Consider the following 17,085-nt stretch of genomic DNA (forward strand, 5'->3'; position numbering starts at 1 on the left):
AAAGATGAATATGCAAATCAAAACCACCATGAAAGCCGCAGTTGTCAAAGCCTTTGGCGAACCATTAGTGATTGAGCAGGTGCCAGTACCGCAAGTGGGACCGGGCCAGATTCTGGTGAAAATCGCGGCGACTGGCGTGTGCCATACCGACTTACATGCCGCCGAAGGCGACTGGCCGATTAAACCCAATCCCCCGTTTATTCCCGGCCATGAAGGCGTAGGACAGGTAGTGGCGCTAGGTGAAGGTGTGAAGCATTTGAAATTGGGCGATCGTGTGGGCGTGCCCTGGCTCTATTCCGCATGCGGCCACTGTGAGCACTGTCTGGATAGCTGGGAAACCCTGTGTCTGTCACAGCAGAATGCCGGTTATTCGGTGAACGGCAGTTTTGCAGAATATTGCCTTGCGGATGCGAACTATGTCGGCATCATTCCGGAAAACATCGATTACAACGAAATAGCACCGATTCTGTGTGCGGGTGTGACGGTGTACAAAGGCCTGAAAATGACCGACACCAAGCCGGGTGATTGGGTGGTGGTGTCCGGTATTGGTGGGCTGGGCCATATGGCAGTGCAATATGCGGTGGCGATGGGACTGAATGTCGCTGCAGTGGATATCGATGATGAGAAGCTGGCGTTTGCCAAGCGTCTCGGTGCCAGTGTGGTGGCGAATGCGAAGAGCGTCGATCCGGCTAAAGTGTTCCAGGAAAGCTTCGGCGGTGCGCACGGCGTGCTGGTCACGGCTGTTTCACCGAAGGCGTTTGAGCAGGCGATCGGTACTATGCGTCGTGGCGGTACTATGGTGCTGAACGGTCTGCCACCGGGCAAATTCGACCTGTCTATCTTTGATATGGTGCTGGACGGTATTACCGTGCGCGGTTCAATTGTCGGTACGCGTAAAGATCTGCAGGAAGCGTTGGATTTCGCTGGGCGTCATAAAGTGAAAGCCAACGTGGCGGTTGAACCGCTGACCAACATTAACGACATCTTTGCGCGTATGCATGCGGGAAAAATTGAAGGGCGCATCGTGGTTGATATGTCGCTTTAATTAGCGTGATGGTTTGTGGCGGTGCGGTTAATCGCGCCGCCACAGAGTGTGTGACGACTAACTAACAGCTGGCGAGCAGCGCTTCAATTTCGACGCGGCTCGTCACTTTACTGTCGATCTTGATGTAAGCACTTTTCTCTTCCGGCACGATAAAGACTGAAGAGACACCCGGCTGCGCTTTTAAACGCTTTTCAAGGTTAGGCACCGCTAATACGGCATCACTGAGCACCATGCGCAGGCTGCTGACGTATGGCGGCTCCTGCATCGACATCGCCACAAACAACCAGGCTGCCGCCACAATCGCACCCACCAGAAACACCGTCTGCGCATCAAAGTGACCGAAGATCCAACCGCCCATGCTGCCGCCAATCGCCACGCCAATGAACTGGCTGGTGGAGTAAATGCCCATCGCTGTGCCTTTGTAGCCCGGCGGTGATTCTTTACTGATCAGCGAAGGCAGAATGGCTTCCATCAGGTTGAAGGCGAGGAAGAACAGCTGCACGCCAATCACCAGCGTCCAGAAATGACCAGCCGCACCCCACAGTACGATTTCCGCGATAATGATGAGTGCCACGCAGGTAACAAAAACGCGCTTCATGCGGCGTTTCACTTCGGCATAGATGATGAAAGGCACCACCAGAACGAAAGCGACCAGCATGGTGACCAAATAGACTTTCCAGTGTTCAGATGCCGGGAAGCCTGCTTGTTCAAACTGGCCCGGCAAAGCCACAAAACTCGACATCAGCAGGATATGCAGGCAAAGAATACCGATGTTTAATTTGAGGAGTTTAGGATTGGCTAACACTTCGCGAATGCTGGCTTTTACCATGCCGGACTCACGGTTAAGCACGTGATTGGGTGCGCTCGGCACCACCAATAGCGTGATAACAATGCCCAGCGAGGCCAGAATAGCGATCATCCAGAAAAGTGCATGCAACCCCAGAGCATGGGTGACAATTGGGCCTACCACCATCGCAATTGCAAAGGTCACACCGAAACTGATGCCAATAAACGCCATTGCTTTAGTGCGGTTTTGTTCGCGAGTGAGATCTGAGAGTAGCGCCATGACTGCAGCGGCAATTGCGCCAGAGCCTTGCAAAGCACGACCCAGAATCACGCCCCAGATTGAGGTGGTCATCGCCGCGATAATACTGCCCAGCACGAACACTAACAGCCCGCCAACAATGAGCGGTTTGCGACCGACGCGATCGGACAGCAGACCAAACGGAATCTGGAATACGGCTTGTGCCAGACCATAGATGCCAATTGCCAGACCAATTAAGGTTTCACTGGCTCCCTGCAACGCCATACCGTACGTGGTGAGTACCGGCAGGACCATAAACATTCCCAGCATGCGCAGGGAAAAAACTGTGCCTAAACCCCATGTAGCCCGAAGCTCTACTGGCGTCATTTTATTATCGTTCATTCCAACCTCTGTAATTTTGCTGCACTCATTTTAAGGAGCAGGGCAGGGCGGGTAAAACAATTGTTGTTAAGCAGTGGTAACAAAAAGAAAGGGCGCGAAATTCGCGCCCTTTCTGGTGTTGCGGAGCTGTATTACCAGACGTAAGTCAGCAGGTCTTTAGAGGCCGGCGTCATAAAATCAACCGACATCATCACGCTCAATGCTGTGATAGCGACAATCGAGAACACAAACAGTTTACGCGCCCAAACTTTATCGTTTGAGGTTTTGTAACCTGAAAGCGCCATGCCCAACCACCACACACTCACCGCCGCGGCGACCACCAGATACTTGTAGCCCGCGTAACCGCCAAGTGTCAGCATCAGCGTAGCAATCATGAACGCCAGGATGTAAAGCGTAATATGATTTTTGGCTACCGAGATACCTTTCACGACAGGCAGAACCGGGATGTTAGCCGCCTGATAATCTTTGAAGCGGAAAATCGCAATCGCGTACGAGTGCGGCATCTGCCACAGGCTAAAAATAGCCAACAAGATCAAAGCGCCAGCATCAAACTGGTTGGTCACTGCGCAGTAGCCAATCACTGGCGGTGCTGCACCAGAGAGGCTACCGATCAGCGTGCCATACACGGAGTTGCGCTTCATATACAGGCTGTAAATGCCCACATAGACAACGAAGCCCATCACCGCCAGCCACATGGCCAGCGGGTTAGCACCGAAATACAGCAACGCAAAGCCAGCAATACCCAATGCGGTTGCATAAACCAGGCTTACTTTCGCCGAGATCAGGCCTTTGACCAGAACACGGTTCCGCGTTCTCTCCATTTTGATGTCGATATCGCGGTCAATCACGTTGTTGAATACACAACCTGATGCGACAACCAGCGAAACGCCCACCAGTGAATAGAGAAACAGGGGGTAATCAATGCTGCCTTTCGAAGCCAGCAAGAATCCACCGATCACAGAAATTAAGTTGCCGAAAATAATTCCTGGTTTTGTTACTTGCAGGTATTGCTTAATCATTACGTGTGACTCTTTAGTCGGCCATCATGTTGTAGTTGAGGTTCCACATGATCCACAGTGATCCGACGACAACAATCAAAATAATGAGTGCTGAGAAGACAATCGCCACCATGTTCCAGCCGCCCTCTGACTTGCTGTCCAGGTGCAGGAAGTAGACCAGGTGTACTAACACCTGAACCACCGCACACACCAGAACCACACCCAGAATCGTGCCGTGTGATGCGCCGCCATCCATTACCATCCAGAACGGAATACCGGTCAGGATGATAGAAAGGATGAAGCCGATCATGTAAGACTTCACGCTACCGTGAGAAGCGCCATGTTCGTTAACTGAATGACTCATTACATGGCTCCCATCAGATAGACAACGGTGAATACGCAGATCCAAACCACATCCAGGAAGTGCCAGAACAAGCTCAGGCACATGATACGGGTGCGGTTAGTTGCAGTCAGACCACGTTTAGAAATCTGGAACATCATCACTGCCATCCAGATCAGGCCTGAGGTCACGTGCAGACCGTGGGTACCGACCAGCGTAAAGAACGCGGACAGGAAACCACTGCGGTCAGGACCGAAGCCTTCCAGGATCAGGTGATGGAATTCATAGATTTCCATGCCGATGAATCCAGCACCAAACAGGAAGGTCAGAGCCAACCAGCTGATGACTGAACCCTTGTTCTGGTTGTTCATCGCAATCACTGCCATTCCATAAGTAATGGAGCTGAGCAGCAGCAGCGCGGTTTCAACCAGCACAAACGGCAGTTCAAAGATGTCTTTACCTGCCGGACCACCGGCAGTGTTATTGACCATAACTGCATAGGTCGCAAACAGGGTTGCGAAGATAATGCAGTCACTCATCAGGTAGATCCAGAAGCCAAAGACTTTATTGGCTCCTGCATCGTGATGCCCATGCTCCGCATGGGCGTCGTGGTGGTGTTTTGCAGTTTCAGTTGACATTATTTCAGACCTGCTTTGCTGATTTCGTCAAAGTGCTTCTTCTCGATCTGCTCGACTTCAGCAACCGGAACGTAGTAATCCACGTCTTCGTCGAAGCTCTTCACAATCCAGGTCACAATTGTGGCCAGGAAGGTAAGGCCAGCCAGCCACCAGATGTGCCAGATCATCGCGAAACCAAACACGGTCATGAAGGCTGCGATAATCAGGGCTGCGCCGCTGTTTTTCGGCATATGAATTTCTTCATATTTTTCTGGTTGCTTATAGGCTTCGCCTTTCTCTTTCATTTCCCAGAACGCATCGCGCTCGTGGATTTCAGGGATAACAGCAAAGTTATAGAACGGAGGCGGTGAAGAGGTTGCCCACTCCAGCGTACGACCACCCCACGGGTCACCGGTCAGATCGCGGTTCTGGTCGCGGTCACGCACAGAAACGTAGAACTGAGTCAGCTGGCACAGGATACCGCATGCAATCAGTGCCGCACCGCCTGCTGCAACAACCAGCAGTGAGTGGAACTGAGGATCGATGTCCTGGCTGATACGACGGGTCATACCCATGAAGCCCAGTGCGTACAGCGGCATAAAGGCGACGAAGAAACCAATGATCCAGAACCAGAATGCACGGATACCCCATTTTTCGTTCAGGGTGAAGCCGAATGCTTTCGGGAACCAGTAGGTCACGCCAGCCATACAACCGAACACCACACCACCGATAATCACGTTATGGAAGTGAGCAATCAGGAACAAGCTGTTGTGCAGAATGAAGTCCGCACCTGGAACGGCCAGCAGAACACCGGTCATACCACCAATAGAGAAGGTGACCAGGAAGCCAATCGTCCACAGCATCGCTGAGTGGAACTCAACGCGACCCTGATACATGGTGAACAGCCAGTTGAAGATTTTCACGCCGGTCGGAATCGCGATGATCATCGTCATAATACCGAAGAAGGCGTTAACGTTGGCACCGGCACCCATGGTGAAGAAGTGGTGCAGCCAAACGATGAACGACAGAACGGTAATCGCGATGGTCGCCCACACCAGAGAGGTGTAACCGAACAGACGCTTTTTGGAGAAGGTCGCAGTGACTTCCGCGAACACACCGAATACCGGCAGAACGAGGATGTATACTTCCGGGTGACCCCAGACCCAAATCAGGTTGACGTACATCATCATGTTACCGCCCATTTCATTGGTGAAGAAATGGAAGCCGAGGTAACGGTCAAGCGTCAACAGTGCCAGCGTCACGGTCAGAACCGGGAACGCAGCGATGATCAGGACGTTAGTACACAGTGATGCCCAGGTGAAAACAGGCATTTTGAACAGGTCCATGCCCGGTGCACGCATCTTCAGAATGGTCACGAAGAAGTTGATACCGGTCAGTGTCGTACCGATACCGGATAACTGGAGACTCCAGATCCAATAATCGACCCCGACGCCAGGACTGTATTCCGCGCCCGAAAGCGGTGGATAAGCTAACCAGCCAGTCTGTGCGAACTCGCCCACACCCAGAGAGATGTTCACCAGGATCACACCGATCGCAGTAAACCAGAAGCTCAGGTTGTTCAGGAACGGGAAGGCAACGTCACGTGCACCGATTTGCAGCGGTACCGCGATGTTCATCAGACCTACCACGAAAGGCATCGCCACGAAGAAGATCATAATCACGCCGTGCGCGGTGAAGATCTGGTCGTAGTGGTGCGGTGGTAATATGCCGGCTTCGCCTGCGGAAGCCATCACTTGTTGGGTACGCATCATTACCGCATCGGCAAAGCCGCGCAGCAGCATGACGAAAGCCATGATGATGTACATGATACCCAGTTTTTTGTGGTCAATGGAGGTGAACCATTCTGACCACAGGTATTGCCACTTACCAAAATAAGTAATCGCGGCAACCAGTGCCAGACCACCTAAGATGATTGCGGCTACCGTTACCACGATAATGGGTTCGTGGTATGGCACTGCATCCAGTGTTAATTTTCCGAACATCGTATTATTCCTCGGCTCCCGCAGCAGCGGCGTGATTCATGTCCATGCCTTTGTGCTCTGGCATGTCCATCTTCCCGTGGCTCATCATGAACTTATCAATAACCTGCTTGAACAGTTCTGGATTCGCAGTTGAGAAATATTCCACCGGGTGATTTTCGCTTGGCGCAGCCAGTTTCTCGAAATCATCCATGGTGGTCAGCGCGTTAGGTGCTGCTTTAACTTTAGCCACCCACTGCTGGAATTCCGCATCGTCTTTGGTTGCAATGGCTTTGAACTTCATGCCAGAGAAACCGCGACCACTGAAGTTCGCAGAGATACCGTCGAATGTTCCTGGCTCATTGGCGATCAGGTGCAGTTTAGTCTGCATGCCCGCCATGGCGTAGATCTGGCTACCGAGCGTAGGAATAAAGAAGGAGTTCATTACGGAGTTGGAGGTGATCTTGAAGTTCACCGGAGTATTTGCCGGGAAGGCAATCTGGTTCACGGTTGCAATACCCTGTTCAGGGTAGATAAACAGCCATTTCCAGTCCAGCGCAACCACATCGATCTCAACCGGCTTCACGTCAGAAACCAGCGGTTTGCTCGGTTCCAGTGCGTGGGTCGATTTCCAGGTCAGCACGCCGAGGAAGATAATGATCAGGATTGGAATCGTCCAGACCACGGCTTCCACTTTGTTAGAGTGTGACCAGTTAGGGCTATAAGTCGCATTAGTATTGGTTGCCCGATATTTCCAGGCAAAGAATACTGCCATGAAGACTGCTGGGATAACCACGATCATCATCAAGCCAAAAGCTGTCAGAATCAGCGAACGTTGCTCCAGTGCAATCTGTCCTTTGGGATTTAACAACGCACTATCGCAGCCACTGAGTAATACAGCGCCTGCAATTAATGACAAAATCCCCAAACTTTTATTGTATTTCCTGAGTCTCATTTAACGACCTCAATGACAAAGGGCTCTATTGTCGTTTAAGTGTGCGCGCATTTTACGGGAAGGTTTATGCAGTGTAAACCAGCTTAAGGATGTGTCAGAAGGCTGTTGACACCTTTTGCTAAGGGTGTCACAGATGTTGCGCAGGGTGACAAATTATTAATTGCGACAAGCAGTTGGCGTCAATATAACAAAAAACAATGATAGAAACCGCAGAAAAATCAGGTAAAGCATAAACCGTACTATTAATGCCCATTTATTTAACAATTGTGTAGCATTTGGGTGATGAGTTTTCTACAAAGTAATTGCGCACCGGATTTAAATATAATCCAGGGTTGTTAATTTAATGTTTCTTTTTCGCGATGAAAAAAATGCTATTCGTTAAAATGAGTTCATTGTTATTTTTTTAGCCAAATATTTAGCGACTGGCAAATTATCATTACTTAACTCAGATTTTTCCCCGGCCTTTTTCTTAACGCCAGACAATCCAGCATCACACCCAGTGCCACGGCCACCAGCGCCAGTGCCATACCCATCTCAAAAAGCGGTGTCAGCAGCGCGTTGACATGCCAGATGCCAGCGGCATTCAGGGCTAGCATCACCAACCAGAGTGCCAGCAGGCCACAACCGAAGCTGAACAGACGCACTGTCCAGCGATAGCCCTGCGGCCAGCGGGTTCGCATCACAAACTCCCCGCTCTGCTGAATGGCTTGCAGGGTGCTGCGGCTAATCCACAGCAGCATTAAGCCAGGCACGCCTGCAAACACGGTGAAAGCATAGAAGGTCGGCCAGCCCCACAGCTCGACCAGCCATCCCGCTGCGGGTCCGACGTAAACACGCCCGACGGCGGAAAGGGCAGAGAGCAGCGCGAACTGCGTTGCGGAAAACGACTTATTGCACAATGTCATCAGCAGCGCCACAAACGCGGCGGTGCCCATCCCTCCGCAAAGATTTTCAATGAACACCGCGCTGGCCATGCTCCATAAATGAGGCGGCGTCACGGCCAATAGCCAGTAAGCGAAGTTGGAAACCGCCTGAAGAATGCCGAAAATCATCAGGGCACGGAACAGGCTCAGGCGTTGCATCAGCACACCGCCGTAAAGCGCACCAATGATGGTTGCCAGCAATCCCAGCGTTTTATTCACCAGTCCGACATCGCCGGCGCTGAAACCTACGCCGCGAATCAGGAAAGTGGTGGTGAGCGACGCAGCAAAAGCATCACCCAGCTTATAAAGGATGATTAAGGTGATCAGCAGCCAGGCATTGTTACGCAGGAAGAAGTCTTTTAGCGGGAACGAAACGGCCTGACGCAGGGTGTGCGGCTCACGCGCGGGTGCCGCGGGCTCTTTGGCCAGCAATGTCGCAATCAAACCTGGCAACATCAGCAGCGCCATTAACCAGTAGGTTGCCTGCCATCCCAGATATCGGTCGGCAAGCCATAGCGCCAACCCGCCTGAAATCAGCATCGCCAGGCGATATCCCAACACCGTAATCGCGGCACCGCTGCCCCGTTCTTCTGGCGGTAGCACATCGGTTTTCCAGGCATCAAACACGATATCCTGCGATGCAGAACAGAAGGCAACCAGCACGGCCAGGGCAGCCAGCAGCGTCAGATCGCGCGAAGGCTGCATAAAGCCCATGGCGATAATGCCGGCGATCAGTGCGAGTTGAGTAACCAGTAACCAGCCACGGCGACGGCCAAGAAACGGCGGGGTATAGCGATCCATCATCGGCGACCACAGGAACTTAAACACGTAAGCCTGGCCGACAAGGGAGAAGAAACCGATGGTTTTCAGATCGACATTCTCTACGGTCATCCACGCCTGTAAGGTCCCGGCTGTCAGAGCTAAAGGCAGTCCGGAAGCAAAACCGAGCAGCAGCAATACGGCTGCATTACGTTGGGTGAAAATGCGCAGATAGTGAGAAGTCATAACCAACCTGAAATGACGCCCGGCCAAAGGTGACCGGGCAGAATAGCTGAGGAATTAGCGGGCGTTCTGTTTAATAAATTCGTGAACGCTGGTGTCCTGCGCCATATCAGCAATCACGTCGCTCAGGGTAGAGTTGACCGCGTTGGTGATCTTCGCGTTAGTGGCGGTGAAAGCGCCTTCTACGCTGTAAGTCTGACGATAATTTTTAACCTGTTTGTTACCGTTTTTCGCGGTCGCAATGATGGAAATATCAGCCTTGGTGGTAATGCTGTAACGCACGTTACCTTGTGTCACATCAGCGTAAAGACCATTGACGACAATCTGCAGGTCAACCGCACCGTTTGGTCCGATCATGTAACCGCGTGCTGTCATCTGCTTCTCCAGCACTTCCTGTAACAGGAAACGCAGATCGCGCGATGGCGTTAAGGTGACTAACTGACCGTCACGATTCACTTTTGCCAGAGCCTGATCGGAACGCTGATCGGCACCGTTAACGCTGATGGTGGCACCCATCAGACCAGGATCTTGCTGTGGCAGCTGGATCTTAGGCTGAATGTTCAGGGTGGTGTTATTGCTGGCACAGCCGGCCAAAATAAATGCAGCCAGCAGAGGGAATAACAGTTTTTTCAACATACTCATTCTCGTTAGCATATGGGTTGGTTTGCAAAACTGCGGCCATCATAGCATTGCGCGACGGCGAAAAAAGCCCCGTGCCAGTGGAAATTGATTGTAAAGGCTTTTTTCGGACAGGCGGTCATGCAACAGCATTGACCTGACGAATGAGCCCGCTAAGATGCGCAGAAGATCAGGAATTATTTCCGGCGCGCCTGCGGGTTGGGCAAAAAACCTACTAATATTTAAACAGATGGGCACAGCGCTCGCCGTTGAGGAGTGTTAACAATGATTCGCGAACAAATAGAAGAAAAGCTGCGTAAGGCGTTCGAACCTGCACATCTCGAAGTGCATGATGAAAGCTATCGTCATAACGTGCCCGCTGGTTCTGAAAGTCACTTTAAAGTGGTGATTGTCAGCGACGTGTTTACCGGCCAGCGATTCCTGCAGCGTCATCGCGCCATTTATGGCGAACTGACCGAAGAGTTAGCAGGGAGCGTGCACGCACTGGCACTGCACACTTACACGCAAAAAGAGTGGGATGGCTTGCAAGATACCGTGCTGGCGTCACCTAACTGTCGGGGAGCGGGTACCCTCGCCTGAGTTCACACTTCATCCTCTCTCAAAACGGCCTGCGGGCCGTTTTCTTTTCATCTATTACCCTTAAACGCGATCCATGGCGCAAAAAAGCAGCAAAACCGCTAAAAAGTGGTGAGTTTGCAGCCTCGACTCATTCCAGCGATGCCGCTATAATGCGGCGTCTATTTTTCCGGAATGTCTTCGGGACGCTTCTGGTGACAGGGATTAGGTTCTGCCTGCAGAGGCCGTCCCGATTGTTGGATACGGCGCATTTAATGTGTGGTGTCTGAAGTTGACCGAGCACGTGATTTTTTGAGGTAACAAGATGACAGTTTCAGTAGAAACCACTCAGGGTCTGGGCCGTCGCATTTCGATTACTGTTGCAGCTGACAGCATCGAAAGCGCAGTGAAGAAAGAACTGGTGGAAGTGGCTAAGAAAGTCCGTATCGACGGTTTCCGTAAAGGCAAAGTGCCGGCAAACATCATTTCTCAGCGCTACGGTGCTTCTGTTCGCCAGGACGTGCTGGGCGAGCTGATGACGCGCAACTTCGTTGACGCCATCATCAAAGAGAAAATCAATCCAGCTGGCGCACCAAACTACGTGCCAGGTGAGTACAAAGAAGGTGAAGATTTCACCTACACGGTTGAGTTCGAAGTGTATCCAGAAGTTGAGCTGAAAGGCCTGGATGCTATCGAAGTCGAGAAGCCAGTGGTTGAAGTCACCGATGCTGACGTTGATACCATGCTGGAAACCCTGCAGAAGCAGCAGGCGACCTGGAAAGAGAGCGATGCTGCAGCGACTGCTGAAGATCGCGCAACCATCGACTTCTCCGGTTCAGTAGACGGCGAAGAGTTCGAAGGCGGCAAAGCGTCTGACTTCGTACTGGCGATGGGCCAGGGTCGTATGATCCCAGGCTTCGAAGAAGGTGTTGTTGGCCACAAAGCGGGCGAAACCTTCACTATCGACGTGAAATTCCCAGACGATTACCACGCTGAAACCCTGAAAGGGAAAGATGCGAAGTTCGAAATCGTGCTGAAGAAAGTGGAAACGCGCGAGCTGCCAGAGCTGACTCAAGAGTTCATCAAACGCTTTGGCGTTGAAGATGGTTCAGTTGCCGGTCTGCGTGCAGAAGTGCGTAAGAACATGGATCGTGAGCTGAAAGGCGCTATCCGTAACCGCGTGAAATCTCAGGCGATTGATGGTCTGGTTGAAGCCAACGACATCGACGTGCCAGTGGCACTGATCGACAGCGAAATCGACGTGCTGCGTCGCCAGGCTGCGCAGCGTTTTGGTGGCAACGAGAAGCAAGCTTTCGAGCTGCCACGTGAGCTGTTCGAAGAGCAGGCTAAACGTCGCGTTGTTGTTGGTCTGCTGCTGGGCGAAGTGATTCGCATCAACGAGCTGAAAGCTGACGAAGACCGCGTTAAAGCGCTGATCGAAGAGATGGCTTCTGCGTACGAAGATCCGCAGGAAGTGATCGAGTTCTACAGCAAGAACAACGAGCTGATGAACAATATGCGCAACGTTGCTCTGGAAGAGCAGGCTGTTGAAGCGGTACTGGCAAAAGCCAAAGTGACCGATAAAGCAACCAACTTCCAGGAACTGATGAACCAGACCTCAGCGGCCTGATTCGTTAGTTAACCGAAAGTGCGAAGCCCGCGACTGAAAAGTCGCGGGCTTTTTCGTTTTAGGGCATTAACCGCATAGAATTGTCCTCTATTTGCTTAATTAATCGGCAAATTGTTCGCTAAGCTCTTTTTCCGTGTTAGCGAATGGGCAAAAGGTTGTTATGCTTGAAACAACTGGGCAGCATCCCCAGATACAGGGAGAATGCATGAAAACAGTGAGACTGGCTGATTAACCGTCCTGTTATGTCGGAGTGAGAGGGCAGCGCATAGTTTTCCCGACGCGCCTCACGTAATATCGGTACAGAATGTTGCCAATGAAATTTATCAGGAGACGGTAATGTCATACAGTGGCGATCGTGAATTTACTGCACCGCACATGGCGCTGGTGCCAATGGTGGTCGAACAAACCTCGCGCGGCGAGCGTTCATACGACATTTACTCCCGCCTGCTCAAAGAGCGTGTGATCTTCCTGACCGGCCAGGTTGAAGATCATATGGCCAACCTGATCGTGGCTCAGATGCTGTTTCTGGAAGCTGAGAATCCTGAAAAAGACATTTATCTCTACATTAACTCGCCAGGCGGCGTGATTACTGCCGGGATGTCGATTTATGACACCATGAAATTCATCAAGCCGGACGTCAGCACCATTTGTATGGGTCAGGCTTGTTCAATGGGTGCGTTCCTGCTGACTGCAGGTACCAAAGGTAAGCGCTTCTGCCTGCCGAATTCCCGCGTCATGATTCACCAGCCGCTGGGCGGTTACCAGGGCCAGGCGACGGATATTGAAATCCATGCGCGTGAAATTCTGAAAGTGAAGCAGCGTATGAATGAGTTGATGGCTGAACACACTGGCAAATCACTGGAAGAGATCGAACGCGACACCGAGCGCGATCGTTTCCTCTCTGCCAGCGAAGCGGTAGAGTATGGCTTGGTCGATTCTATTCTGACGCATCGCCAATAAGACACATCTGGCTGCCCCTTACGCTATAGTTAATGGGGCAGCACGATGAGTTGCATGAATATCGGCCGTTGATGTGCGGCCAGTGCCGTACACCAAATTGGGTCTGAGAACGAAAAGAGGTTAGCTGATGACAGATAAGCGCAAAGACGGTTCAGGTAAGTTGCTGTACTGTTCTTTCTGCGGCAAAAGCCAGCATGAAGTCCGTAAGCTGATTGCCGGGCCGTCAGTGTATATTTGCGACGAATGTGTTGATTTATGCAACGACATCATTCGCGAAGAGATTAAAGAAGTGGCTCCGCACCGTGAGCGCAGTGCACTGCCGACGCCGCATGAAATCCGTCATCATTTAGATGATTACGTCATCGGTCAGGAAAGGGCGAAAAAAGTGCTGGCGGTAGCGGTCTATAACCACTACAAACGTCTGCGCAACGGCGATACCAGTAATGGCATCGAACTGGGCAAAAGTAACATTCTGCTGATCGGTCCAACCGGTAGCGGTAAAACCTTGCTGGCTGAAACCCTGGCGCGTTTGCTGGATGTTCCGTTCACCATGGCGGATGCCACCACCCTGACCGAAGCCGGTTATGTGGGTGAGGATGTGGAAAACATCATCCAGAAACTGCTGCAGAAGTGTGATTACGATGTGCAGAAAGCACAGCGCGGTATCGTCTATATCGATGAAATCGACAAGATTTCTCGTAAGTCAGACAACCCGTCAATCACGCGTGACGTTTCTGGTGAAGGCGTACAGCAGGCGTTGCTGAAGCTGATCGAAGGTACCGTTGCCGCGGTTCCGCCGCAGGGTGGGCGTAAGCATCCACAGCAGGAGTTCCTGCAGGTTGATACGTCTAAGATCCTGTTCATTTGTGGTGGTGCTTTTGCTGGCCTCGACAAAGTGATTTCCCAGCGCGTGGAAACCGGATCCGGTATCGGCTTCGGCGCTACGGTGAAAGGTAAATCGCAGAAAGCCAGCGAAGGCGAGTTGCTGTCGCAGGTTGAGCCAGAAGATCTGATTAAATTTGGTCTGATTCCAGAATTCATTGGTCGTCTGCCGGTGGTGGCGACGCTGAGTGAATTGAGTGAAGAAGCCCTGATTCAGATCCTGCGCGAACCGAAGAATGCGTTGACCAAACAGTACCAGGCTCTGTTTAACCTTGAAGGTGTGGAGCTCGAGTTCCGTGATGAAGCGCTGACGGCGATCGCTAAGAAAGCGATGTCCCGCAAAACCGGTGCGCGTGGTCTGCGTTCTATCGTAGAAGGTGCGCTGCTGGAAACCATGTACGATCTGCCATCGATGGATGACGTGGAAAAAGTGGTGATTGATGAGTCAGTGATTGACGGTCAATCCGAGCCGATGTTGATTTATGGTAAGCACGAAGCTCAGGCTTCTGGCGAATAAATAAACAATCTAACCATGTTGTTATCTTAAAAAAGGGGAAAATGTTTCCCCTTTTGTTTTTCTCTCTCCCCTGACATTGAATGTCGACCAAGCATCCCCATATACTCAATATCCTGTGGGTTGAACTGCAAACTTCTTTTACGCGGTACCCATCACCTGGCGGACATTAAACTAAGAGAGAGCTCTATGAATCCTGAGCGTTCTGAACGCATTGAAATCCCCGTGTTGCCTTTGCGCGACGTGGTGGTTTATCCGCACATGGTAATTCCGTTGTTTGTTGGTCGGGAAAAATCGATTCGTTGCCTCGAAGCGGCAATGGATCATGACAAGAAGATCATGCTGGTTGCCCAGAAAGAGGCTTCAACGGATGAACCTGGTATTAACGATCTCTTCTCTGTAGGGACCGTCGCTTCCGTATTGCAGATGCTCAAGCTGCCCGATGGCACGGTGAAAGTGCTGGTTGAAGGCTTGCAGCGTGCGCACATCACCACACTGGCTGACAATGGCGACCATTTTGTTGCCCAGGCCGAATACCTGATCTCGCCAGAAATTGAAGAGCGTGAGCAGGAAGTGCTGGTGCGTACGGCGATTAATCAGTTTGAAGGCTACATCAAACTGAATAAAAAAATTCCTCCTGAGGTTTTGACCTCACTGAACAGCATCGACGATGCGGCGCGTCTCGCCGACACCGTAGCAGCGCATATGCCGCTGAAGCTGGCTGATAAGCAGTCAGTGCTGGAAATGTCCGACATCAACGAACGTCTCGAATATCTGATGGCGATGATGGAATCCGAAATCGATCTGCTGCAGGTTGAGAAGCGCATTCGCAACCGCGTGAAAAAGCAGATGGAGAAAAGCCAGCGTGAGTACTATCTGAATGAGCAAATGAAAGCCATTCAGAAAGAGCTGGGCGAGATGGATGATGCGCCGGACGAATACGAAGCGCTGAAACGTAAAATTGAAGCGGCAAAAATGCCGACTGAAGCGCGCGAAAAAGCCGAAGCAGAACTGCAGAAGCTGAAAATGATGTCGCCGATGTCTGCAGAAGCCACCGTGGTGCGTGGTTACATCGACTGGATGGTTCAGGTGCCATGGGTTGCGCGCAGCAAGGTAAAAAAAGACCTGCTGAAGGCGCAGGAAACGCTGGATACCGATCATTACGGTCTGGAACGCGTGAAAGACCGCATTCTTGAGTACCTTGCGGTGCAAAGTCGCGTCAGCAAAATTAAAGGCCCAATTCTGTGCCTCGTCGGACCGCCAGGCGTGGGTAAAACCTCGCTGGGCCAGTCAATTGCCAAAGCCACCGGCCGTAAATATGTTCGTATGGCACTGGGCGGCGTGCGCGATGAAGCGGAAATCCGCGGACATCGTCGCACTTACATCGGTTCTATGCCGGGCAAACTGATCCAGAAAATGGCTAAAGTCGGCGTGAAGAACCCGCTGTTCCTGTTGGATGAGATCGATAAGATGTCGTCCGATATGCGCGGCGATCCCGCTTCGGCATTGCTGGAGGTGCTGGATCCAGAGCAGAACATTGCGTTCAACGATCACTATCTGGAAGTGGATTACGATCTCTCTGACGTGATGTTCGTGGCGACCTCTAACTCCATGAACATCCCGGCACCGCTGCTGGATCGTATGGAAGTGATTCGTCTCTCGGGTTATACCGAAGATGAAAAACTGAATATCGCCAAACAGCACTTACTGCCGAAGCAGATAGAGCGTAATGCACTGAAAGAAAAAGAGATCAGTGTTGACGATAGCGCCATCATCGGCATTATCCGTTACTACACCCGTGAAGCGGGCGTGCGTAGTCTGGAACGTGAACTCTCCAAGCTGTGCCGTAAAGCAGTGAAAACGCTGCTGATGGACAAAAGCAAGAAGAGCATCAAGATTAATGGTGAAAACCTTCACGATTTCCTGGGCGTGCAGCGCTTTGATTATGGTCGAGCGGACACTGAAAACCGCGTAGGTCAGGTCACCGGTCTGGCATGGACAGAAGTGGGAGGCGATCTGCTGACCATTGAAACCGCCTGCGTACCGGGTAAAGGCAAGCTGACTTACACCGGCTCACTGGGTGAAGTGATGCAGGAGTCTATCCAGGCGGCGCTGACAGTGGTTCGCGCGCGTGCGGAGAAACTCGGCATCAACGGGGATTTCCACGAGAAACGTGATATCCACGTGCACGTTCCGGAAGGGGCAACGCCGAAAGATGGCCCAAGTGCCGGTATAGCCATGTGTACGGCGCTGGTTTCTTGTCTGACCGGTAACCCGGTGCGCTCTGATGTGGCGATGACAGGTGAGATCACTCTGCGCGGTCAGGTGCTGCCGATTGGTGGTCTGAAAGAGAAGCTGCTGGCAGCGCATCGTGGTGGCATCAAAACTGTGCTGATCCCGGATGAAAACAAGCGTGATCTGGAAGAGATTCCACAGAACGTGATTGCCGATCTGACCATCCATCCTGTGAAGCGTATTGAAGAAGTGCTGAACCTGGCACTGGAAAATGCGCCTTACGGCATGCAGGTTGCGACGGCAAAATAGTGATTAACGGCAAAAACCGTTAAAAAGCGAAGCTGGCAGGCCAAATGGTGCTTGCCAGCTTTTTTTTGTGCCGCTA

The 17,085-nt window shown here is 51.8% G+C and carries 14 protein-coding genes; 6 read left to right on the forward strand and 8 right to left on the reverse strand.

What is annotated here, in order from left to right:
- Positions 1–4: 4 nt before the first annotated feature.
- Entirely contained in the window at positions 5–1,045 is a 1,041-nt protein-coding gene (gene adhP / locus IAE30_RS10915) for an alcohol dehydrogenase AdhP (RefSeq protein ID WP_370585551.1), read from the forward strand.
- Positions 1,046–1,106: 61 nt separating this feature from the next.
- On the opposite strand, the gene IAE30_RS10920 is transcribed toward adhP, so the two are convergent.
- The 8 genes from IAE30_RS10920 to IAE30_RS10955 all read right to left on the reverse strand — a co-directional run bounded on the left by IAE30_RS10920 (position 1,107) and on the right by IAE30_RS10955 (position 9,921).
- Complete coding sequence (locus IAE30_RS10920) at positions 1,107–2,471, reverse strand: MFS transporter (RefSeq protein ID WP_034828088.1); 1,365 nt, start codon at positions 2,469–2,471, stop codon at positions 1,107–1,109.
- Positions 2,472–2,602: 131 nt separating this feature from the next.
- Positions 2,603–3,490 (reverse strand): heme o synthase, encoded by an 888-nt coding sequence (gene cyoE, locus IAE30_RS10925; protein WP_034828090.1) that lies wholly within the window; start codon positions 3,488–3,490, stop codon positions 2,603–2,605.
- A 13-nt stretch (positions 3,491–3,503) separates the two neighbouring features.
- Positions 3,504–3,833 carry a cytochrome o ubiquinol oxidase subunit IV gene (locus tag IAE30_RS10930; protein WP_034828092.1) on the reverse strand — a complete coding sequence of 110 codons (330 nt, stop codon included), beginning with the start codon at positions 3,831–3,833 and terminating at the stop codon, positions 3,504–3,506.
- Positions 3,833–4,447 (reverse strand): cytochrome o ubiquinol oxidase subunit III, encoded by a 615-nt coding sequence (locus tag IAE30_RS10935; RefSeq protein ID WP_038648564.1) that lies wholly within the window; start codon positions 4,445–4,447, stop codon positions 3,833–3,835. The genes IAE30_RS10930 and IAE30_RS10935 overlap by 1 nt, the downstream gene beginning before the upstream one ends.
- The gene (cyoB, locus tag IAE30_RS10940) at positions 4,447–6,429 is read right to left on the reverse strand and encodes a cytochrome o ubiquinol oxidase subunit I (protein WP_034828096.1); all 1,983 of its coding nucleotides are present in this window, start codon (positions 6,427–6,429) and stop codon (positions 4,447–4,449) included. Before cyoB ends, IAE30_RS10935 begins: the two co-directional genes overlap by 1 nt.
- A 4-nt stretch (positions 6,430–6,433) precedes the next feature.
- Complete coding sequence (gene cyoA, locus IAE30_RS10945) at positions 6,434–7,360, reverse strand: cytochrome o ubiquinol oxidase subunit II (RefSeq protein ID WP_034828097.1); 927 nt, start codon at positions 7,358–7,360, stop codon at positions 6,434–6,436.
- 440 nt (positions 7,361–7,800) lie between these two features.
- On the reverse strand, positions 7,801–9,288 hold the full coding sequence (ampG, locus tag IAE30_RS10950; protein ID WP_200679609.1) for a muropeptide MFS transporter AmpG: 1,488 nt from the start codon (positions 9,286–9,288) through the stop codon (positions 7,801–7,803).
- 54 nt (positions 9,289–9,342) lie between these two features.
- Entirely contained in the window at positions 9,343–9,921 is a 579-nt protein-coding gene (locus tag IAE30_RS10955; RefSeq protein ID WP_034828101.1) for a lipoprotein, read from the reverse strand.
- Between the two features lie 267 nt (positions 9,922–10,188).
- On the opposite strand from IAE30_RS10955, the gene bolA reads away from it, so the two are divergent.
- From bolA to lon, 5 genes are all read left to right on the forward strand, one after another.
- Positions 10,189–10,503, forward strand: a complete 315-nt coding sequence (bolA, locus tag IAE30_RS10960; RefSeq protein ID WP_034828103.1) for a transcriptional regulator BolA — start codon at positions 10,189–10,191, stop codon at positions 10,501–10,503.
- Between the two features lie 301 nt (positions 10,504–10,804).
- Complete coding sequence (gene tig / locus IAE30_RS10965; protein WP_200679611.1) at positions 10,805–12,109, forward strand: trigger factor; 1,305 nt, start codon at positions 10,805–10,807, stop codon at positions 12,107–12,109.
- A 336-nt stretch (positions 12,110–12,445) separates the two neighbouring features.
- Positions 12,446–13,069, forward strand: a complete 624-nt coding sequence (clpP, locus tag IAE30_RS10970; protein WP_008103933.1) for an ATP-dependent Clp endopeptidase proteolytic subunit ClpP — start codon at positions 12,446–12,448, stop codon at positions 13,067–13,069.
- Positions 13,070–13,196: 127 nt separating this feature from the next.
- A complete protein-coding gene (gene clpX / locus IAE30_RS10975; protein ID WP_034828109.1) occupies positions 13,197–14,468 on the forward strand; it encodes an ATP-dependent protease ATP-binding subunit ClpX in 1,272 nt (423 codons plus the stop codon).
- A gap of 186 nt (positions 14,469–14,654) precedes the next feature.
- Positions 14,655–17,009, forward strand: coding sequence for an endopeptidase La (lon, locus tag IAE30_RS10980; protein ID WP_034828111.1), 2,355 nt, complete (start codon positions 14,655–14,657; stop codon positions 17,007–17,009).
- The last annotated feature ends 76 nt before the right edge of the window (positions 17,010–17,085 follow it).

Source organism: Pantoea sp. S61 (genome assembly GCF_016625145.1).
GTDB lineage: Bacteria > Pseudomonadota > Gammaproteobacteria > Enterobacterales > Enterobacteriaceae > Pantoea > Pantoea rwandensis_B.